General features: G+C 62.5%; 20 protein-coding genes. 12 read left to right on the top strand and 8 right to left on the bottom strand.

Going from position 1 to position 20960, the window contains the following annotated elements; genetic code table 11:
• The first annotated feature begins 31 nt into the window (after window positions 1–31).
• The 6 genes from H6650_11400 to H6650_11375 all read left to right on the top strand — a co-directional run bounded on the left by H6650_11400 (window position 32) and on the right by H6650_11375 (window position 4416).
• Window positions 32–922 (top strand): class I SAM-dependent methyltransferase, encoded by an 891-nt coding sequence (locus H6650_11400; GenBank protein MCB8952610.1) that lies wholly within the window; start codon window positions 32–34, stop codon window positions 920–922.
• Entirely contained in the window at window positions 906–1742 is an 837-nt protein-coding gene (locus H6650_11395) for a threonine/serine exporter family protein (GenBank protein ID MCB8952609.1), read from the top strand. Before H6650_11400 ends, H6650_11395 begins: the two co-directional genes overlap by 17 nt.
• Window positions 1743–1764: 22 nt before the next feature.
• On the top strand, window positions 1765–2232 hold the full coding sequence (locus tag H6650_11390; protein MCB8952608.1) for a threonine/serine exporter family protein: 468 nt from the start codon (window positions 1765–1767) through the stop codon (window positions 2230–2232).
• Window positions 2233–2483: 251 nt separating this feature from the next.
• Window positions 2484–2732 (top strand): DUF433 domain-containing protein, encoded by a 249-nt coding sequence (locus H6650_11385; protein MCB8952607.1) that lies wholly within the window; start codon window positions 2484–2486, stop codon window positions 2730–2732.
• Window positions 2733–3083, top strand: coding sequence for a DUF5615 family PIN-like protein (locus H6650_11380; GenBank protein MCB8952606.1), 351 nt, complete (start codon window positions 2733–2735; stop codon window positions 3081–3083).
• A gap of 550 nt (window positions 3084–3633) precedes the next feature.
• Window positions 3634–4416: a hypothetical protein gene (locus tag H6650_11375; GenBank protein ID MCB8952605.1), complete on the top strand. Its 783-nt coding sequence runs from the start codon at window positions 3634–3636 to the stop codon at window positions 4414–4416.
• Window positions 4417–4461: 45 nt separating this feature from the next.
• Here H6650_11375 and H6650_11370 read toward each other — a convergent pair whose 3' ends face one another.
• The 8 genes from H6650_11370 to H6650_11335 form a co-directional block, all read right to left on the bottom strand.
• Complete coding sequence (locus tag H6650_11370; protein MCB8952604.1) at window positions 4462–6642, bottom strand: EF2563 family selenium-dependent molybdenum hydroxylase system protein; 2181 nt, start codon at window positions 6640–6642, stop codon at window positions 4462–4464.
• 233 nt (window positions 6643–6875) lie between these two features.
• On the bottom strand, window positions 6876–7382 hold the full coding sequence (locus tag H6650_11365; GenBank protein MCB8952603.1) for a DinB family protein: 507 nt from the start codon (window positions 7380–7382) through the stop codon (window positions 6876–6878).
• Window positions 7383–7389: 7 nt separating this feature from the next.
• Complete coding sequence (locus H6650_11360) at window positions 7390–8145, bottom strand: MBL fold metallo-hydrolase (GenBank protein MCB8952602.1); 756 nt, start codon at window positions 8143–8145, stop codon at window positions 7390–7392.
• Complete coding sequence (locus H6650_11355; protein MCB8952601.1) at window positions 8142–8681, bottom strand: hypothetical protein; 540 nt, start codon at window positions 8679–8681, stop codon at window positions 8142–8144. The genes H6650_11360 and H6650_11355 overlap by 4 nt, the downstream gene beginning before the upstream one ends.
• Before the next feature lie 138 nt (window positions 8682–8819).
• A complete protein-coding gene (mutY, locus tag H6650_11350) occupies window positions 8820–9908 on the bottom strand; it encodes an A/G-specific adenine glycosylase (protein MCB8952600.1) in 1089 nt (362 codons plus the stop codon).
• A gap of 6 nt (window positions 9909–9914) precedes the next feature.
• Complete coding sequence (locus H6650_11345) at window positions 9915–10925, bottom strand: MBL fold metallo-hydrolase (GenBank protein ID MCB8952599.1); 1011 nt, start codon at window positions 10923–10925, stop codon at window positions 9915–9917.
• A 107-nt stretch (window positions 10926–11032) separates the two neighbouring features.
• Window positions 11033–12289 carry a kynureninase gene (gene kynU / locus H6650_11340; protein MCB8952598.1) on the bottom strand — a complete coding sequence of 419 codons (1257 nt, stop codon included), beginning with the start codon at window positions 12287–12289 and terminating at the stop codon, window positions 11033–11035.
• Window positions 12290–12314: 25 nt separating this feature from the next.
• Window positions 12315–12968, bottom strand: a complete 654-nt coding sequence (locus tag H6650_11335; protein MCB8952597.1) for a cyclase family protein — start codon at window positions 12966–12968, stop codon at window positions 12315–12317.
• 246 nt (window positions 12969–13214) lie between these two features.
• Between H6650_11335 and H6650_11330 the strand changes: the two genes are divergently transcribed.
• From H6650_11330 to H6650_11305, 6 genes are all read left to right on the top strand, one after another.
• Window positions 13215–14555: a family 10 glycosylhydrolase gene (locus tag H6650_11330; protein MCB8952596.1), complete on the top strand. Its 1341-nt coding sequence runs from the start codon at window positions 13215–13217 to the stop codon at window positions 14553–14555.
• Window positions 14556–14867: 312 nt separating this feature from the next.
• Window positions 14868–15884, top strand: a complete 1017-nt coding sequence (locus H6650_11325) for a phosphotransferase (protein ID MCB8952595.1) — start codon at window positions 14868–14870, stop codon at window positions 15882–15884.
• Window positions 15881–17218, top strand: a complete 1338-nt coding sequence (locus tag H6650_11320) for a bifunctional DedA family/phosphatase PAP2 family protein (GenBank protein ID MCB8952594.1) — start codon at window positions 15881–15883, stop codon at window positions 17216–17218. The genes H6650_11325 and H6650_11320 overlap by 4 nt, the downstream gene beginning before the upstream one ends.
• A gap of 57 nt (window positions 17219–17275) precedes the next feature.
• Entirely contained in the window at window positions 17276–17611 is a 336-nt protein-coding gene (locus tag H6650_11315; protein MCB8952593.1) for a hypothetical protein, read from the top strand.
• 12 nt (window positions 17612–17623) lie between these two features.
• The gene (locus H6650_11310; GenBank protein ID MCB8952592.1) at window positions 17624–18808 is read left to right on the top strand and encodes a glycosyltransferase; all 1185 of its coding nucleotides are present in this window, start codon (window positions 17624–17626) and stop codon (window positions 18806–18808) included.
• Window positions 18801–20954, top strand: a complete 2154-nt coding sequence (locus H6650_11305) for a hypothetical protein (GenBank protein MCB8952591.1) — start codon at window positions 18801–18803, stop codon at window positions 20952–20954. The genes H6650_11310 and H6650_11305 overlap by 8 nt, the downstream gene beginning before the upstream one ends.
• Window positions 20955–20960: the final 6 nt, after the last annotated feature.

Below are 20960 nucleotides of genomic sequence, written 5' to 3'. Positions count from 1 at the left end.
AGAGCGCCAGGGGCTTTTTGCTTGAGGGTAGATGATGAGTGCGGATGACGTTGAAAGCGCATTAGTCCGGGCGTTGTGGCGTGTTTATGGGCGACCAGAGCGGCCACCGCTGTGGCAAAATGGCAATCTCCCCTGGAATGATCCCGATTTCTCGCGGCGAATGCTGCGCGAACATCTGGACCAATCCCACGGCGCGGCCTCGCGCCAGGATGAGGAACGGGCGCGGCAAATTGCCTGGTTGTGGCAAAAACTGGGGTTGGAGACGGGCAGCCGCGTGTTGGACCTGACCTGTGGCCCAGGGCTTTATGCCGTGGCGCTGGCGCGGCAGGGCTGCCAGGTGTTGGGCATTGATTTTAGCCCCGCGTCCATCGCCTACGCCCATTCCCTGGCGGCTTCCGCCGGCGTCACCGACCGCTGCCGCTTTTGCGAGCAGGACGTGGCCGCCTGGTCGCCGGAGGCGGCGGGGGAGACCGCTTCTTTCGACGCCGCGCTGTTTCTCTATGGGCAGTTGGCCGTTTTCCCACGCGAGACGGCGCGGCAACTGCTGCAAACGGCGGCCCGCGCCCTGAAGCCCGGCGGCAAGCTGTGCGTGGAGCTGCTCAATCCGGATCGCGTAGACAAGGCGGACAGTACGTGGTGGTTCACGGATGACCAGGGTTTGTGGGGGGACGCGCCGTTTTTGCATCTGGGGGAGCGGTTTTGGGACGAGGCGGCCCAGACCTCCGTGGAACGTTTCCAGGTCCTGCATTTGCAAACCGGGCAGTTTGACGAAATCACGCTGTGCGATCAGGTGTACACAAGCGAGGAGATGACCGGGATGATGCGGCAGGCTGGCTTCGCGGATGTGACGGTGTTTCCGACCTGGGATGGGCTGCCTCTGTACGATGCGGCGGAGTGGCTGGTGTATGTGGCGCGGAAGTGAGGCGGGGGAGGAAGGGGCGAAAATGCCGGCACGCAAAGAGATGGCGCAGCGGGACCCCCTGCCACACGCGGAACTGCAGGACGTGATCGATCTGGCGTTGTGGGCGGGGCAGATGCTCCTACAGCATGGGGCGCGCACGCAGCGGGTGGAGGAGACCGTGCATCACCTGGGGACCGGATTGGGCTGCGATTGGTTGGATATTCTCGTGTCCCCTAATGCCATTGTCCTGACGACGAGTAGCGGTCAGGCGTTCCGCACCAAGATCAGGCGTGTGAGCCGCGTCGGCGTGAACATGAGCGTGGCGGCGGAGATTAACGCGCTCAGCCGCCGCGTGACGGAAGAGGGGTTGGATCGCCATCAGGTGCGCGCCGCGTTGGAGCGGATTGACCAGATGCCGCTGCCATATAACCGCTGGCTGGTGGTGGTCATGGTGGGGCTGGCTTGTGCCGCGCTCAGCCGTTTGTTTGGCGGGGATGCCGTGGTTTTTGGCGCGACGTTTGTCGCGTCCGCAACGGCGATGTGGGTGCGGCAGGAACTGACGCGCCGCTACTTCAATGTATTTTTGGTGGTGACGGTGACGGCGTTTGTTGCCGGCATTCTCGCCAGCCTCCCCACGCTCTTTTCCTGGGGCGCGCAGCCCCAACTCGCCCTGGCCGCCAGCGTCCTCCTCCTCGTCCCCGGCGCGCCCCTGATCACCGCCGCCCAGGACCTGATCGAAGGTCATCTGGTTACAGGCCTGGCGCGTGGCCTCTACGGCAGCCTTGTTTCCCTGGCGATTGCTATCGGCCTGCTGCTGGCGATGTGGCTCATGGGGGTGTGAGGATGGGGGAAGGATGGGCAACATGATGGTTTGGGTGTTGGCGCAGGATGCGTTTTGGGCGGGGGTGACGGCGGTGGGGTTTGCCATCTTGTTTAGCGTGCCACGACGGGATTTGCCCGGCGCGTTTCTCACGGGAGCAGCGGGGCATTGCACGCGGGCGTTATTGGCGCAGTGGGGCGTGCCGTTGGAGGGGGCCACGCTGGCGGGGGCGGTGGTAGTGGGCGTATTGGGCAATTTGCTGGCGCAGCGGCTACACAAGCCCACGTTTGTGTTTACGGTTCCGGGGGTGATTCCCATGGTTCCCGGGGTGTTTGCGTTTCAGACGATGATGGGCATTTTGCGGGTGACGACGGCGGCGGGAGGAGAGGTGAGTGGGGTGTTGGTAGATGCCGGCATCAACGCCATCCACACCGCCCTCCTCCTCGGCGCGCTCGCCCTCGGCATCTCCGTCCCCCGCCTCCTCTTCCGCCATCCCCGCCCCGTCGTCTGAACCAGATACTGGAAGTGTATGGGATTGCAGAGTTCGCCAGAATCCTGCTATCTCATGCCCTTGCGCTTGAGCTATAGACGGTAGGTAAATACCAGCGTACAATAGTTACATAAATCGTTACGGCCTCGTGATAGAGGCCGCCGCGGCCCTAAAACAATGCCTACTGTTACTTTGCCCGCTCTCCGCACCGAAAATGAAGACCTGGAGAATGAAGTGGGTACGAAGTCAACAAGATTCTTGAGGTTGAAGCCATGAAAGACCAACAACTACTTGAGCGAATTACACTCAATCCCAACGTCATGGTTGGCAAACCTGTCATTAAGGGGACACGGCTAACAGTTGAATACATTCTCAATTTACTGGCGCACGGAGCAACAGCCGTAGAGATATTGGGCGAATACAAAGACCTCACACAGGAGGACATTCAGGCTTGCCTTTTGTTCGCCACCAAATCTCTGGAAAGCACGTCCTTCATGCCACTGGTCACGGAGATGGTCTGAATGCGCTTCCTGGTGGATGAATGCACCGGCCCGGCCGTTGCTGATTGGTTGCGGGCACAAAAGCACGAGGTCTTCTCAGTCTATGATGAAGCGCGAGGATTAGAAGATAGCGACATTCTGCAAAAAGCGTATGTTGAGAACTGGATACTTATCACGAATGATAAGGACTTCGGCGAGAAGGTTTACCGTGAGAGACGACCGCATAAGGGTGTCATTTTTCTCCGGCTTGAGGATGAACGGGCAGCCAACAAGAAAGAGACGCTCCGCAAACTGCTCGGCAATTACGCTGACCGATTACCTGGTCAGTTTGTGGTCGTCACAGAGGCGCGGGTCCGATTTGCGCGTACGTAAAGCCAGAGCAGAGATGTGACGAATTGTTATCGTCAAACTGGCAGTCACAGGCTGTGGGCAACCATGCAAGCAGCCCGTGTCGTTCCCTTTTTTCGGCCACAATCATGCAGGCGGTTGAAATGAGTTGGCTGTATACCCACTGACCCCGTTCCTACAGCCGGCATCAACGCCATCCACACCGCCCTCCTCCTCGGTGCCCTCGCCCTCGGCATCTCCGTCCCCCGCCTTCTCTTCCGCCATCCCCGCCCCGTCGTATAAGTGATCATCCAAAAAAGCTCTTCTTTCCACAAAACATGGTCAATTACGCGCCCATCCGCAAATGCTCGCCCAGAGGACGAAAAACGGGAACTAATTCGCGGACAGTTCCTGAGCGAATGGGTGTTCTATAGAAATCGCCCCCTCGTTTCCTGTATACTGTGCTTCAGCAGGTGGAGTAGGACAATTCGCCGAATTGTCCATTGCGGTAGAGGACAATTCAGGCGAATTGTCCTACAGATGAGCCAATGAAAACCATACAATCCCCTCTCTGCAATGAAAAGGAGCTTGTTCCATGTTAAGTCGCATTCGATTCCGATGGCTGGCGTGGTTGGCGCTGGGGTGTCTGGCGGCGTTGTTGGCGCTGCTGCTGCCGGCATCTCGCTCCACCGCCGCCGAGGTCATTCCCACCTTTACCATTACCGACGTCGTCCACAACAACAGCGTGACCATCCAAACGGCCAATTTCCCCGCCCACCGCACCTGGACCGTGACCATGGGCCTCATGGGCACGCGCGGTATTGGTGGCGTGGCGGCGGGGACGCTGGACTCTGGCGCGGGCGGCAGCCTGACCGCCACCTTCACCATCCCCGCCAGCCTGGCCGACACCCACCAGATTGCCATCCGCCTGGAGTCTGGTTCCTACTACAGCTACAACTGGTTCTACAACAACAACACGGCTCCCGCTCCGCCCGCGCCGACGGCTACCCCTGGCCCCACGCCCACGCCCGTGCCCACCAGCACCCCCGCACCACCACCGCCCACGCCCATTCCCGGCTACACGGGCACGCCCTCCTTCATGGTGTGCGGCGTGGTGCGCAACAGTTCGGTGACGATCAAGACGACGAACTTCCCGCGGCATCTGACGTTCCGCGTGTTGATGGGCGAGATGGGGACGCAAGGTGTGGGGGGGTATGATGCCGGCACTTTCGACTCCGCCGCCGGTGGTTCCCTCATCCAAACCTTCACCATCCCCGCCAGCCTGGCCAACGCCAGCCGCATCGCCATCCGCGCCCAAAGCGGCAGCTACTACGCCTACAACTGGTTCTACAACAACACCGCCAACGTCTGCCCGTAGGCAACGCTAACCATTTACCCATCTTCCCGGAAGCCTGCTTGTAGGTCATTTAGCATCAGAACCGCTTCCGGGAAGGTGGTCGTATTCCCCTGCTCGCTGCTGCTCATACGCCGCCGGATCATCCAGGTCACGCAAAATCGTATCCGTGCCCACGTCCACCAGATGCAACGAGGCCGCGTATTGGCGCAGCAGGTCGCGTGGCGCGGCGTCCGGGGGCAGCGCCAGCAGCGCCGTGAAAAAAGTGCGACCAATCAACACTGGATTGCCCCGCCTGCCCTGGTAGACAGGCGCCACCAGGTCCCCCTTACCCTGCCAGAACGCTGCCAGCAGCGCATCCATCGTTTGCGGCTCCACCATTGGCTGGTCCGCCAGCACCACCAGCACCGCGCCGATCCCCTCCTCTAGCGCGCGCACCGCCACTTTCAACGACGAAAGCATCTCTCCCACCTCATAATCAGGATTAAACAGGCTGCGTACGCCGGCGGCGGCGGCAATCTGACTCACCGCTGCCGCTTCGTGCCCCGTGACCACCACGGCGTCAAAGGCGCAGCTGCGCGTCACGTTTTGCAGCGTTCGCCCCAGCACGGTCGTCTCTCCCCAGGGGAGCAACTGCTTCGTCCGCCCCATGCGGCGGCTTTGCCCCGCCGCCAGCACCACGGCGCGCACGCGGCGATAAATCTCGCGCACGGGTCGCGCCGCGCGCGCCGCGCCAATGACGACGTGCGCCAATCGCGGATGCCGCAGCGCCCGCCGCGCCACCTCCCGCGCCGCCAACAGTTGCGCCTCCGTCTCCACCTGGTTGATGAAGGGGACTACCCGCGCGGCGTCCCCGACGCCGCGCAGCCCGCCTTCCGCGTGCGCCAGCAGCGCCGCCAGCGCCGCCGGCGTGATCGCCTCCGCCATGCCCAGCCCCGTCAGGGCGCAGACGCGCGCGGGGCGATGGGCGGCGGCGGCCACGGGTTGTCCGATGGCGGAGATGCCCACCACGGGCACGACCAGCGTCGTTTGCGCGGGGATGGCGGGTTCGTGCGCGGCGGGCGCTTTGCAGGGCCGCCGCCGTGATCCATCCGCTTCCACGAGGACGTGACGCACGTGGGGGCGATGCAGCAGCCGCGCGGGTAGGTCCGGGGGCATCCCCGCCACCTTTTCCCCCTCGTCCTCTCCCACCAGCAGGCAGCGCCCAAAACGGCGCAGCGCCAGGTCTAGCTGCGCCAGTTCCCCCAGGCGACAGACGGCGGGAGACTGCGCCAGTTCCGATTGCGCCAGATGCGTGGTCGCGCCCATGACGACGCCCGCCGGCAGCGCCGCACCGAGGGCGAACAACAGGCTCGTTTTGCCCCCCGCGCCGGTGAAGGCCACGATTTCCGCGGCGGGACCAATGCCCAAAGCGGTGGGCAGGGACAGGCGCGACGCTGTGGGAGGCAGTTGGCCGCGTTGATGCGCGGTGAGAATCGCTTCCAGCACGCCGCCGCCAATGGACAGCGCCTTGTCGGAGATGGTGAAGCAGGCGTCCACCTCTTCGCGGGCGTCCACGTCGCCGATTTTCAGGCCGGCGGAGACGACGGTTCCGGGGGCGATGAGGCCGCGCACAACCCCATCAAAGGGAGCCAGCATAGGATGATCGGCTACGCTGCCCAGTGGCTGCCCCGCGCGCACGCGCTGGCCGATTTCCACCAGCCACTCGGCGGTTCCGCCGACGGGGGCGCGAATGACACGTTCCGCGCCTCTGCCGCCGATGATGCCGGGCGTGCCCGTGTTCGGCAGCGCCGCTCCGCGCCAGATGACGCGCCCCAGGCGATGGCCGCGCATCGTTTCGATCACCGCGTGGCAGTCACGCCCCGCGTCGAAGCCCGGTCCCAGAGCAATGACCAACGCTGCCTGATCGAGGTGGGTGTCAATGTTCCGCTTGGCCATGCGCGCGTCAATGAGAATGCTGGGGGGATGGGGAAGATCAGGGAGTTCCGGCGAGACAAGAACGGGGACCAGACCCGCGTACGCTTGCGCGACGGCTTCCGCCACGGAAGCCGCGCGCCGCGCTGTCATTCCCTCAATCGTGACCTCTCCCTCACGCACGGCGGCGGCCACGGACACCCGCCGCCGCACCACCAGCGGCTGCGCCAGTTCCAGCACCACCACGGGAAATCCCGCCTGCCGCAGACGATAAATGACGCCCGTTGCCAGGTCGCCGCCGCCGCGAATAATGGTGAGATGGTGGGCAAAGTTCATGGGGAATGGTTAATGGGTGAATTCGTGAATGGGTGGTAGCGGCTAAGCCAGATTGGACCACTCTCCAGAGAGGGTTAGTGGTGACAATGGGTGAATGGTCAACGGAGGACACCTGTCCGTCCGGCGCGATCATTAGTAACCGTTCGGGAGATTGGTTCAATCTCACAGATTGAACCAATCTGCATTTTGAACGTTTACTTAGCCATTTAATGACGCGACTGTTCAGCAATAAACTATTCTTTTGCCTGCCGTAGTTCGGCGGCGTGGGCTTGAAAATGTCTGGCGGGATAGTGGAACAAGGCTTCCAGGGTGACGAAGCCGCTGAGCATGGGGTCCCAGCCGGGATAGTCTACCCCTTTCTCCCACTCATTTTCTTCTACGCTGTGCAGCGCCGCCAGCGTGTGGGCGTGCGCCTTGTCATACGCCGCCGCCAGGTAGGCGTGGGTGGGGCGGCGGCCACCCCAGCGCGTGTACTGCTTGTTTAGCCAGTGAAAGAGGAAGGCGGGGACGTGTTGCGGCAGTTTCCCGGAGCGGCGAATCAGGGCGGCGTCGGTGGGGAGAAAGCGCAGGGCGACGCTCATGTGGAAGAGCATTTGCCCGACATTCCAGGCGGGATTGGGCGTGGGGGCGGGGAAGCGGTCGGCGGGCATCGACGCCAGCAGTTGGTGGAAAGCCGCGCGTGTGGCTTCCAGCTCTTGCGCCAGCGCGAGGCGCTTGCCGTCAGCAGTTGGCGGAGTCATTTTGCTTTCAGAGGGTGATGGCCTCGCCGTCGGCGGGGATGCGTAGCCGGGCGGGGGAGATGTGCGCGTCCGTGGCGGCTTGCCGCAGCGCCGCGCGCGAAGTCAAGCAGTGGTCCAGCGCCTCCAGATGCGTGGCGATGACGGTGCTGTGGGGGGCGTGTTGGCAAACCGCGACCGTTTGCGCCGCGTCCATGATGATGGCTTCTTGCTCGTTGCCCCACACGGCCCCGCCGGAATGGGTGACGATCACGTCTGGTTGCCATTGGTCAATCGCCGCGGCAACATCTTCATACCATACACTGTCGCCGACCCAATAGAGCGTCGGCTCGTCCGTTGCTTGCAGGACAAAGCCGGATACGGGTCCCATCAGGCGCAAAATGGCGGGGCTGGTTCCGTGTCGCCCGTTGACGCGGTGAATGCGCATGTTCCCCCAGGTGTGCGTGCCGGCAATTGGCGTAACATTCTGGAAGCCTTTGTCGCGGATGCGGGCCTCGTCGGCGGGCTGGCAGAGGAGCGGGTGGTCTTGAGGCAGACGGTGCTGCGCGGCGGCGTCGAAATGGTCCGTGTGCAGGTGGGAGACGAGGGTCATTTCGCTGTCGTGCAGAACGTCCGCGGCGGGCATGGGCAGCTCAACCAGCGGATTGGGGCTGACGTTGGCGTAGGCGGGGAGCGAGCCTTTGGTCGCCAGGTAGGGGTCTATGACAAAGGTGTGCCCGGCGTAGGTCAGGCGCAGGGTGGCGTTGCGGATGAGGGTCAATTTCATGCGGCACTTTCCTGGGGAGCAGGCCCCACACGGCGGAAGCGGGGCAAATGTTCCCGCGCCAGCGCCGCTGCCGCGTCGAAGTCGGCGGGCGTGGCAAACGCTTCGCGCGGCAGCCAGTAGAAGACATTCTTTTGCGGATAAATCAGCAAGCCCGCCGGCGCTTGCATCGTTTCGTACATGGAGGCCCAACTCTGGCTGAAGTTGAACCCTTCGCCTTGCCCATTGATTCCCGCGGCATCCAGTTGCCAGGCGACTTTTTTGTTCAGATTGGGCAGCTTGCGGATGTTACGACGCAGGAGCCAGCGGTTGTAGGGGACGAACATGAGGAGGATCAGGGCGGGAAAGAGCAGGATGCTGAGGAGAACAACGTTGTCGATCAGCCACCAGGTGACAAACCCCACCAGCAGTGCCACGACGCCGATGATGGGGTAGATGTAAAGGAAGCGGTTCTGATAGAAGAGGTGGGTAGACATTCCCTGCATGAGGGATGCTTCGGTGAAGGCGGATTGGGCCGTTATTGAGTCCGGGTTTTGCATAGGATGCTCCGCACTGGAAATGGGTGGTCGGTGGTGAGTTGGTTCACTCTCAAAAAGGGTAATTGCTTAGCCAGATTGGACCAATTTTCCCTAGTGAAAATAGCCATTGAGCGCGTAAAATTGGTCCAATCTACAAGTCTAATTCTCACTATTTTGCCGCAGGCTGTCAATGATCTGGCGATCCGTGGCGGCGAAGGCGTAGGGGGCGAGTTGGTCCAGCGTGACCCAGGCGTGGTCGGCGACGCCGAGGTGACGGGGCTGGCCACCGTGGTAGGTGGCGTGGTAGGCGTGCAGGGTGATGCGAAAGTGGGTGTAGGCGTGCTTGATGGTGGTCTGGTGGCTGCCGATGGTGATGTCCAGGGCGAGTTCTTCCCGGATTTCGCGGCGGAGGGCCTGGGCGTGGCTTTCGCCCGGTTCGCATTTGCCGCCGGGGAATTCCCAGAGGCCGCCGAGGAGGCCGTCGAGCGGGCGTTGGGTGATGAGGAAATGGTGGTGGTCGCGCCAGATAATGCCGGCAACCACATCATAATGCGGCGTGTTCTTTCGGGGCGGGCGCACCGGGCGTTCCAACTGCGTCCCCTGCGCCGCCGCCAGGCAGTGCGGGCGCAACGGGCAGCGGGCGCAGTCAGGCTTCGCTCCCGTGCAAACCGTCTGCCCCAACTCCATCAGCGCCTGATTGTAATCCCCCGGTCGTCGTGAGGGGACCAATTCCGCCGCCAGCGCCCACAACCGCTTCTTCGTCTCCGTCCGCGTCACATCGTCCGATAGGTCAAAGAGGCGCGTGAGGACGCGGATGACATTCCCATCCAGCACGGGCGCGGCTTCGTCGAAGGCGATGGAAGCAATCGCGCCCGCCGTATACGGGCCGATTCCGGGGAGTTGCCGCAGAGCCGCCGCTGTTTGGGGCAGGCGTCCGTCCATCTCCCGCGCCACCTTTTGCGCCGCCGCGTGCAAATGACGGGCGCGGCTGTAATACCCCAACCCTTCCCACGCCTTCAGCACCTCCCCCAAGGGGGCGTCCGCCAGCGCCGCCACAGTGGGGAAGCGCGTCATCCAGCGGGCGAAGTAGGGAACGACGGTGCTGATTTGCGTCTGCTGCAACATAATCTCCGACACCCAGATGGCGTAAGGATCGCCGCCGCCGCGCCAGGGCAAATCCGCGTGCCCCTCATCCCACCACGCCAACAGCAGTGCCGCAATATCATACCTCATACCCTCATACCTCATACCTCATTATGCGCGGTGATAGCGAATAACCGGATGCGTGTTCGCCTCGATCTCCTCCAGGTTGGCGGCTACCAGTTCGCCGCGTTGGTAGAGGTATTCGACGTGCGCGCCGGCTTCCTCCAGGGCCAGGAGGACGTGGTAGCTTTCCACCGGGCCGAAAAGCTCTTTGCTCACTTCGGCGATGGAGCGAGGTTCGCGGCAGATGTCGAGGGTTTTTTGTAGTCGTTCTTCGTGGCTGTGGCGAATGGCCTGGATGCGGGCGTAGATGTCGGGAATGGGGGTTTCGTGTCCGCCGAGGCCGAGGGTGATGTTGGGAATGCCGGCAATTTTCCTCAACGAGTCCAGATAATGCCCCAAACCCATGTGGTTGGTGATGCTTTCCGGGGCCTGGTGCGGCGTGATGCGGGCGAGGACATGGTCGGCGGTGAGCAGGATGTCGTCCACTTGCAGGCAGAGTTGGCCGGGGCAGTGGCCGGGGACGTGGTAGGCGTGGAAGTCGCCGGTGGGCGTGGGGCCTTCTTCGATGAGGAAATCGACGGGGACGGAGTGGTAGAAGCCCTTAGCCCAGAGGTAGACGGACATGAGGTTTTCGCGGTGTTTTGCCGGCACGCCCGCCATCTCCAGAAAGTTCTCCAACCGCCGCGCCGCCACCACCTGCCGCTCCTGGTGGTTGGACAGCACGCGCCGGTCCAGCACATGCACGCCAACCGGCGCGTCCGTGAACTGGCGCACGAATGGGAGGCCGCCAAAATGGTCAATGTGCCCATGCGTGATAATGATGCTGTCCAGGTTGGCGAGACTGAGGCGGGGATCGTGCTGTTCTTGCAGCGCGGCGAAGCCCGCCTGAAGCTGCTGGTTGCACTCAGGCAGCCCGGAACCGGTGTCGATCAGCGTCAACCGCTGCCCATCGTCAATAACGTAGATGTTGGCGACCAGGCTGGTGAATGCCTGGACGGGAAAGGTATAAATGCGGCGACCCGCCGCGGTCGTGAATTTCTGGATTGAATTTGTACTCATCGTGATGCGTGCCTTATCTTCCCGGAAGTTGTTTTCATGCGAAAGGTGTGGAATTTTGGGACACTTTTGGCCTGATATGGCGCTTCCGGGAAGTTCGGTGATGCGTTTTAGGTGACGGCAGGCATGTCGGGCGCGTATTTTTCGTAGAGGCGGTCGGTGACCACCTGGCGCAGCCGCGTCATGGCGGTGAAGATGTCCTGGTAGGAGGTGTAGAGGGGGGCAATGCCCAGGCGCAGGTTGTCCGGGCGGCGGAAGTCGGGGAGGACGTTCATCTCTTCGATGAGGGCGCGGTCGATGCGCGCCGCTTCCGCGTGACCGAGGGAGACGTGGGAGCCGCGACGGGCGGGGTCGCGGGGGGAGTTGAGGGTGAAGCCGAGGGGTTGCAGCCACGCTTGCCAGAAGGCGATCAGGTACTCGGTTTGTTTCATGGATTTGGCGCGGAGGCGGTTTATGCCGGCATCTAACAATAAATCCACCCCCGGTTCAATCGCCGCCAGGGAGAGCAGCGGCGGCGTGCCCGTGAGAAAGCGGGTTATGTCGCCGCTCGCTTCATATGCCAATCCCAGTGCAAACTGATTCCGCTGCCCAAACCAGCCGGAAATCGGCTGTTGCAACGTCTGCTGCCAATCGCGGCGCACGAAAAGGAAGGCGGGCGCGCCCGGCCCCCCGTTGAGGTACTTGTAGGTGCAGCCCACGGCCAGGTCCGCGCCGCTGCCGCGCAGGTCCACGGGCACGGCCCCCGCCGAGTGGCTCAAATCCCACAGCACCAACGCCCCCACGTCGTGTGCCAGGGCCGTGATCGCGGCCATATCATAGGTGTAGCCGCTCTTGAAGGCGGTGTGCGAAAGGGAGAGGAGGGCGGTGTCTTCGTCGAGCGCGGCGGCCAATGCCGGCACGGGACCGTGGATGCCGTCGGGGGAGGGGAGGATACGCAGTTGGTGTTCGTTCCCGCGCGCGCCCTGGAAGATGTACAGGTCGGAGGGGAAGTTGAGGTCGTCGCTGATGATGGTGTGGCGACCGGGGCGGGCGTGCAGGGCGGCGACGACGAGTTTGTACAGGTTGACGGAGGTGGAGTCGGCGATGATGATTTCGTCGGGGTGGGCGTGGAGAATGCCGGCAATTTTCTCCCCCACCCGCCGCGACAACGTAAACCAGCCCTCATTCCAACTGCGAATCAACCGCTGCCCCCACTGCCGCGTCACCATCTCCTGCAACAGCCCTACCGTCGCCCGCGGCAGCCGCCCTAACGAATTGCCGTCCAGATAAATCAAATCCGGGTCATCAATCACAAACGCCTGGCGAAACGGAGCCAGGTCGTCCTGTTCATCGAGCGCCATAGCTTCGGAAAGTGTGAGATCGAACATAGGAATAATAAACCTTCCCGGAAGCTCAGTCGGCTTGCGGCAAGGTGGTAACGTCGATTGTTTTCAATGCGGCGCGCACGGGGCTGCCATCGCCCCCTTCGATCTTCAGCGGCAGCGCCGCCAATTCATACACGCCGTCGGGCACGTCCGCCAGCATCAATCCTTCGAGGATGGCGATGCCGTGCCGCAGCAGCGCGTTGTGACCGGGCATGTCGGTGCTGTGGGCGTCGTCCATGGAGGGGGCGTCGGAGCCAAAGAGGATGATGCCTTGCTGCCCCAGGTAGGCGGCCAGCTCCGGGCTGGGGTACACGAAGGCATCGGGGAAACGGGTGGGATCGAGGTGACTGGCCTGGCTGTGAATGAGGATGCGTGGGGCGAGATGGAGATTGATGTGCGTGAAATCTGCCGGCATTAACGGCCCCGCCATTTGACGCACAGTCACAACCTGGGCCGTCCCCCAATAGATGGACAGCGGCAGCGACTCCACCGTACGCACACCATCCGCAAAATGGTGCGGCGCGTCCATGTGCGTGCCGATGTGCGCGCTCGTGGTAATCGTCGTCAAATTGACGCTGTGGCCGTCCGCGCGCCGCAGCATGGGCGTCAGGCCAAACGGCGTATCCTCCGGCCACGGAGCCAGTGTCGGGTTCAGCGTGCGGCTGATGTCGTAGAGCGTCATGTTGAAGAATTCCCCGTTTTCATGATAATAGCAGGTAGAGAAAACGTAACTGTTAAGTGACCGTCTAAGAATGACTTCCCCTTTTCAGATTGATTCATTATTTCATCGTTAGTCCCAAGTCCGATTGGACCCGTTTTCTCCGGTGAAATTGGTCCAATCTCCAGAGATTCACCAAGAATGAAGCAATCTTGGGGAGAAAGGCAGTTCATTCCTTGCCGCTGGTACTTTAGCGATAAAGAGGGCATTATGCAACGCCGAATTCTGGTGGGGCTGCTGTTTTGCGGGGTGTTGGGGCTGCTGCTGGTTATTGTGGTTAGCGCGCGCACGTTGCAAGACGCGCGCCTGTATGAACCCTTGTGGGCCAAAGCCGAACCGACGCCAACCATCACCCCCGCCCCGACGCCGACGGCCACGCCGACGCCATCTGGCGTGGAGTTTCGTGGCATGTGGGTGACGCGCTTTGACTGGACGAGCAGTGTCCAACCCGCCGACCCGGCCAAAATTGAGGAGATCGTCAACGACGCCGCCTCCGCGCACATCAACGTCATCTTCTTCCAGGTGCGGGCCAATGCGGACGCTTATTATGCGCCGGGCTTGGAGCCGTGGGCGAAGCGCGTCAGCGGCGTGTTCGGCCAGCCGCCCAGCCCGTATTGGGATCCGCTGGCGACGCTGGTGCAGGCGGCGCACGGGCAGGGTATCCAGGTTCACGCCTACCTGAACGTCTATCCCGTGTGGGACGATTGCCAGACGCCGCCCGCGGAAAACGTGCTGCCGCGCCCGTTCTACTATGATTTGCGCGATTTCCACGGCGTCACGGGGAGCCGGTTAAACGGGCTGCAATGGAACACCAGCTACAACGTGGCTTGCAGCAGTTACCTGCGCGCTTCGCCCGCGTCCACTTTCGTGGATGATCACCTGCTGGCGGTGGGCGCGGACCTGGTAACGCGCTACGATATTGACGGCATCCATCTGGACCACATTCGCTACGAAGGTGTGAACACCTCCTGCGACCCGGTGAGCGAGGCCAGCGCGGGCGCGAACTGCTTCACCACTCCGCCCGATGGCTACTTAAGCTACGGGGATTGGCAGCGGGCGCAGGTGAACGGGACGGTTGCCAAGTTTTATGACCAGGTTGTGCCGCTCAAGCCGGGTCTCTGGTTGTCCGCCGCCGTCTGGCCCATCTACATTGACATCTGGAACTGGGGCGGGCAGGAAGGGTATTACGACTACTATCAGGACTCAAAGGCGTGGGTGGCGGGCGGTTACATTGACAGTATTTCGCCCATGATTTACCCTGGTAGCTATGATTGTGACAATCCGGGCTTCTGGACGCAGCAGCGGTGGGAGACGTTGACGGCGGATTTCCAGGCCAGCAGCGCGGGGCGTTTTGTGATTCCGGGCATTGGCACGGGGTACTGCACTTTTGCCGAAATTGAGGCCCGCATCGACATGGCGCGGGCGATTGGCACGGCGGGGCAGGCACTTTTTTCCTACGGCGGCTTGAAGGCGAACGGGTATTTTGATGACCTGGCGAATGGTCCGTACGCGCAGCCGGCGGCTGTGCCCACCCTTTCCTGGCATCCATGAGCCGATCTCGGTCGTGGCTGTCTGCAATTAAGTTAGCGGAAATGTGCGGACAGCGGCCATTCATGGACAGCGGCTGTCACGGACAGCGGCTGTCCGTGACAGCTTGTCAGTAACCGTCCGTAAAAAGTGTGAAGTTGTTTTCGGACGGTTACTTGAGACACGGATTAACGCGGGAAACGGGGATTCAGGCTTTTTTGGTAACTGCTAAGCCAGATGGGTCCAATCTCCAGTTTTCCCCGATAGGTGGCTAGTCGTCACGAATCGGGCCGGATATTCAGGCGACGGCGCGATGGGGTCAAAGGAGAGTAGAAAATGAATGGTCCTTTTCCGGCGATTGCCTCGATTCTTTCTCCGGCAGCGCTGATAGAGGAGGTTCTGCCGGGGTTTGTGGAGGATGAGGTGACGGGATGCCGGTTTTACTCCGGTGGGTTTAATCACACGTATCAGGTTTGTATGAGGAATGCCGGCATCTACTACCTGCGGGCATACCGTCGTCATTGGCGCACATTGGCCGACATTCAATACGAACTGGACGTACTCAACCACCTGAAGCGGAAAGGATTCCCGGCGGCGCAACCGGTTCCTTATCGGGATGGTCAATACTTCTGCGCCGTTTCCGCCGTGGAGGGAACCCGTTACCTGGCGCTATTCACCGAGGCCCCCGGCGCGGAAATCTCTTACGCGCAGGAACCGGCAACCCTGGCGCGGCGATATGGGCAGGCCGTGGCCCACATGCACCACGCCCTCGACGACTTCAGCAGCCCCCATCCGCGCTTTTGCATGGATGTCGCCTACTTCATTGATCGGTCGCTGCACACCATTGAACCGTTCCTGAGCCATCGCCCGCATGATTGGGCCTACGTGCGGCAGTTTGCGGCAACGTTGCGAGAGCGGCTATTGGCGTTGCCTGTCGCCGAGCTGGAGCAGGGCTTCTGTCATGGTGATCTCCAGGGGTATCATGCTAACATGACGGCTGATGGCACGCTCACCTTCTTCGACTTTGATTGCGGAGGGGAAAGCTACCGTGCTTATGATCTGGCCGTCTTTCTCTGGTGTTGTCGCCTGGAAGACGCCATCGCCGCCCGCTGGCCTTCGTTTCTACACGCCTACCGCGAGACACGTCCAATCAGTGACCTGGACACGCGGGCGATCCCCTTGTTCGTTTGCGCCCGGTATCTCTGGCATATGGGCGTGCATACCCAGAATTCCGTCGATTGGGGGGTCGATTTCCTCAATGACCGCTATTTCGACACGCACTTGCAGCGTCTGCGCGACGCCGAGGCCGATTATCTGACGCATTCGCAACTGCCAACGGACAGACCCACATGACCCAACTGGTCGTTTTTTTGTCTCCATATATCGCTACCTATGGCTACTTTATTCTTGCCGGCATGTTAATCCTGGAAGGCGCGGGTTTACCTGTGCCGGGAGAAACGGTGCTGCTGATCGTGGCCGCGTTTGCTTCGCATAGCACCCTTTCCATCGAAATAGTGATCGCCGTGGGCGCGGTGAGCGCGGTGGCGGGGGACTCCATCGGCTACACGCTGGGGCGTCGCCACGGACCGCGCGTGCTGCGCCGGCTGCATGGAGATGGGACGGGGATGGAGAAGAGCCAGGCGTTTTTCCGCCGGCATGGTCCCAAGGCGTTGATTGTGGCCCGATTCATTCCCGTGATCAGGGTGTTTACGGCGGTTGTTGCCGGCATTAACCAGATGCCCACCCGCCTTTTCATCCTCTACGACATCCTGGGAGCCATCATCTGGGCCACCGTCATCGGGCTGCTTGGCTACGTTTTTGGCAACAACCTGGAACGACTGGACCATATTTTGCAGCGGATTGGCTGGAGTCTGCTGTTGGCCGTGCTGGTCATTGCCGGCAGCATCTGGCTCATCCGCCGCTGGTCCCGCCAGGAAAGCCGCGTGCGCGCCCGCCTGTTGCGCATCAGTCATCGTTTGCGCCTGCCCCAATTCTTCGCCTGGCTGCGCTACCGCTTCAATCCCGCCGGCGGGGCCACCTTCGTCGTCACCATCAGCTTTGGCCTCGTCGTCATCAGTGGCTGGCTCTTTGGTGGCATCACTCAAGACGTGCTGGCGCGGGAGGAGTTTGCCCTCTACGATGCCGGCGTTGCCGTCTGGTTCCTCCTCAACGTCACCGCCGAAAGCCAGGAGTTCTTTCTCCTGATCGGACAACTGGCGTCAATGGACATCATCTTCATTGGCACGGCGCTGGTAGCTATCCTCCTTTTATGGCAAAAACGGTGGCGTCGACTCATCGCCCTCTGGATTTCCGTCGCCGGCGGCAGTCTGCTCAATCTCCTGCTCACCCACTTCGTGCAGCGCCGCCCCCCTTCCTTCCCCGCCACCCTCGTCCCCGGGCGCACCTTCAGCTTTCCCGCCGACGAACCGATGCACGCCGTCCTTTTGTACGGGTTCATCGCTTACCTGATTGTGCGCGGCGTTCCCAAGTGGGGCTGGCAAGTCACCACGGCTTTGGGCACAATTACCCTCCTGGTTCTCATTGGCATTAGCCAGATGGCTCTGGGTACGCACTACCTCAGCGACGTGGTCGCCGGACTCATGGCCGGCATTTTCTGGTTGGGCACGACCATCCTCCTCAGTGAACTCATCGCCCCCGCCGAAACGGAGAAGAACCCCGGTTTTTAGAGCGACCAGGTCTTTACCCCGCCGAAACCCGGTTTCTAGACCTACTGCGAGAGATGTATGAAAGATTCCGCGCCTTTTGATCTGTTGCACGAGAGCGCCCACTTGCGGGCGCGGCCGTTTACTTCCCGGGTTCCCCTTCTTGGCCCCTTTATTGTCTGGCTGCGCACCACCTGGAACAACGTCGCCGCCCGCTGGTACGTGCAGGCCATCGTGGCGCAGCAAACCGCCTTTAACCAGCTTCTCGTGGCGCAAATTGAAACCCTGGAAACCCGCTTGATCGAACAAGATCGCCTGCAAACGGAACTCATTCATCAACTGGCGGAACTGACCGCGATGATAAAGACGGAGAGCGGAATAAGAGATGAGGCGTCGTTGGATGATTCTAATTCATAACGTGACCCCGTGATGTCCATGCTCTCCCTGGCTTACTTCAGTCCGCTGCCACCCGCGCGCACGGGCATCGCCGACTACAGCCGCGAACTGCTGCCGTTCCTGGCGCGGCGGGCGCGGGTGACGTTGTTCACGGACGCGCCGCCAACGGATGACGTGCGTTCCCTGGCCCAATATCCCCTGGCCGACTACGGCTTTCGGCGTTGGGGATATGATGCCGCACTTTTCCAGATGGGTAACAGCGAACACCATGCGCCCATGGTCCGCGTTTTCCGGCGGTATCCGGGTATTTTGGTGCTACACGACGCGGTGCTGCACCATTTCCTTGCCGACCAGACGGCCGGCCGCGGAAATTTTCCTGCCTATGCGCGTGAATTGGGGTATGAGATGGGAAATGCCGGCATTCACCTCGCGCGAGACATCCAATACCAACGCCAACCCCATCCCCTCTTCGCCATGCCCCTGACCCGGCGACTGCTAGACCTGAGCCTCGGCATACTCGTCCACAGCCAGTACGCCGCCACCCGCGTCCGCGCCCACACCAACCACCCCGTCGGCATCATTCCCGCCTTGATCGACATTCATCCCGGCCAACCCCGCCGCGAGCAGCTTGGCATGCCGGCACACACCCTCCTCCTGGGCAGCTTCGGCCAGATCACCGCCGCGCGGCAAATGGACGTGACCCTCGCCGCCTTCGCCCGCCTGCGCCAGACCCACCCACATGCCCACTACCTCATCGTCGGCGACGTCCACCCGGAAGTGGACCTCCCCGGCCTGATCGCCGCCCACGATCTGGCCGCGCACGTTACGCACCTGGGCTACGTCCCCAATCTGGCGGCGTTTGTCGATTGGATTGGCTCCGTGGACGTGGTCATCAACCTGCGCTATCCCACTGCTGGAGAAACCTCGGCCACCGCACTGCGGGCGCTGGCCGCCGCACGGCCCCTGATCGTCTCCGACGATGGCTGGTACGCGGAACTCCCGGACACAATCGTCTTGAAAATGCCCCCACGCCGCGACCCCGACGCGCTCCTGCCTCTGCTGCGCCACCTTGCCGACCACCCCGACCGGCAACGGGCCATGGGCGAAGCCGCCCGCGCCTATGTGGCGGTGCATCATCAAGGCGGAGCGGTGGCCGATGCCTACGTGGCGTTTGTCGCCCGCGTGCTGCGCCAACTGCATGAGGCGGCCCATGCCTGATGCGCCGGCGATTTTGCTGATCGTCGTCGCCAATTTGCTCCTGGGCGCGTTGGTTTGGCGCTGGTTGGAGCGGAGCGTGGCGAACGTCCCCCGCTCCGGGTCGGATGCCGCGCTCGCGCCGGATATGCTGGAACGCGCCTTTGCCGCGCTGTCGCTGGGCATTGGCATCACGGGATGGCTGGCGCTGCTGCTGGCGGAATGCGGCTGGTACAGCCTCTCGCGCCTGGCGCTGCTGCTGGCGTTGTTGACGCTGGTCGCCGCATACTTTGGCCGCGCCACGCCCCCGGAGCCACGCCCCGCGCGCCGATGGCATCCAACCTCGCTCATCCTGCTCGCCTGGCTACCCCTGGCCGCCTGGCTCTTCTTCCGCCCGCACGAATACATCCTCGGCGGCGCGGACGCGGGCGTCTACGTCAGCCTGGGCGCGAACATTGACCGCAGCGGCGGCATCCTCATTGACGATCCCCTGCTGGCGCGGCTAGACCCCGCGCTATACCCCGTGCTGCTGCGCGCTCTGCCGCCGCCGGAAGCCGCCCCTTACTACTGGTTTCCCGGCTTCTATGTTCCCGGCGCGCCGGCGGGGCGGGTCGTTCCCCAGTTTTATCCGCTTCATCCAGTCTGGTTTGCGCTGGCGGATGGCGTGGGTGGCATCTCCGCCAGCCTGCTCCTGCCCGGATTGTGGGCCGCATTAAGCGTGATCGCCCTCTTTCTGCTGGCGCGGCGCATCGGCGGCGCTTGGGCGGCCTTGCTTCTGTTAGGCGGCATGTCGCTAAGCGGCCTGCAAATCTGGTTCAGCCGCTACCCCACCACGGAGACATTGACGCAGTTTCTCCTCTGGGCGGGCGTGTGGGCGTTGGGCATTTGGTGGACGGATCGGTCGCGGCGGACCTGGGGACTGCTGGCCGGCCTCCTGTGGGGCGAGATGATGCTGACGCGCATTGACATGTTTTTTGTGTGGAGCGTGCCCTTGCTGCTCCTCGGTTGGCTTTGGACGCGGGGCGAAACGCGGCGGCGGGACGGCTGGTACTTTCTCCCCCTCTTTCTGCTCACGCTGCACAGCTTCGTCCATGCCTGGTGGCAGAGCCGCCCCTACTTCCTGAACACCTTTGGCCTCGGCCTGAACCTGTTGCGCCGTTTCGCCATAGTGCCCGTTGCCGCCCTGTTTCTACTCGTGTTGCTGGCGGTGCTGTTTCGTCGCTACCCCCGGCGAGCGTTGGCCGCCCATTGGATGCGCTGGCAGCGCCCCGCCGTCATCGTGGCCATGGCCGTCATCCTCCTTCTGGCCGCCTATGCCTGGTTTGTGCGTCCCTACGGCCAGGCGGGCGTGCGAGTATGGAACAACTGGTTTGCCGCCGAACAAGTCACCGTGGCCGACCGTGAGAACCTACAGCGGTTGGGCTGGTATCTCTCGCCGTTGGGCGTCTGGTTGGGTGTGATGGGGAGTTGCTGGCTCCTGTGGCGTTGGCAGCGGGGCCGCCGCCTGGAAATGGGCGCGACGCTGTTTGTGGGGTTGTTTTTCTCCTTGCTGTACCTGTGGCGGTTGCAGAACAATCCCATCCTCATTTATGGCTTGCGCCGTTACGTGCCCGCCGTGATGCCCTTTGCGATACTGGCAGGGGCCGGGCTGCTGGCCTGGCTGCCGGCACGGCGGCAAAAATGGGCGCGTGTAGGGGGGATTGCCCTGGTGCTGTTGTGGCTGGGGGGGCTGGCCTGGGGAGCGCGCGGGCTGGTGCGGCAGGTGGACGCGCGCGGGCTGGTGGCGCAACTAGACGCGGCGGCGAATGAACTGCCCGCCGCGTCTGTTCTACTGTTCAACGACCCGGCTCCCGTGGGGTTGGGGGACTTTATGGGGATGCCGCTGCAATTTTTGCACCAACGGTACGCTTTTACGTTGCACGACGTGGCGCAACTGGCGCGCGGAGATCTGGCGGCGCGACTACAGGGAGCCATTCGCGGTTGGCAGGCGGAGGGGTATGCCGTCTACTGGGTGGGCGACCCCGCCTGGCTGACGGAGCAGGGCGTTTCCTTCTCCCCGGCGGCGGACATCACGCTGCGCGCCGGCACGTTGGAGGGCAGCCGCGACCATCGCCCCCGGCAAATCCTGGCGCGCGAATGGGCGCTGACGCTGTACGAGATCGAGCCGTGACGGGCT

The organism is Ardenticatenales bacterium, assembly GCA_020634515.1.
Lineage (GTDB): Bacteria > Chloroflexota > Anaerolineae > Promineifilales > Promineifilaceae > JAGVTM01.
Note: the sequence above shows the minus strand (reverse complement) of the source record. Positions and strands in the feature narration are given on the sequence as shown.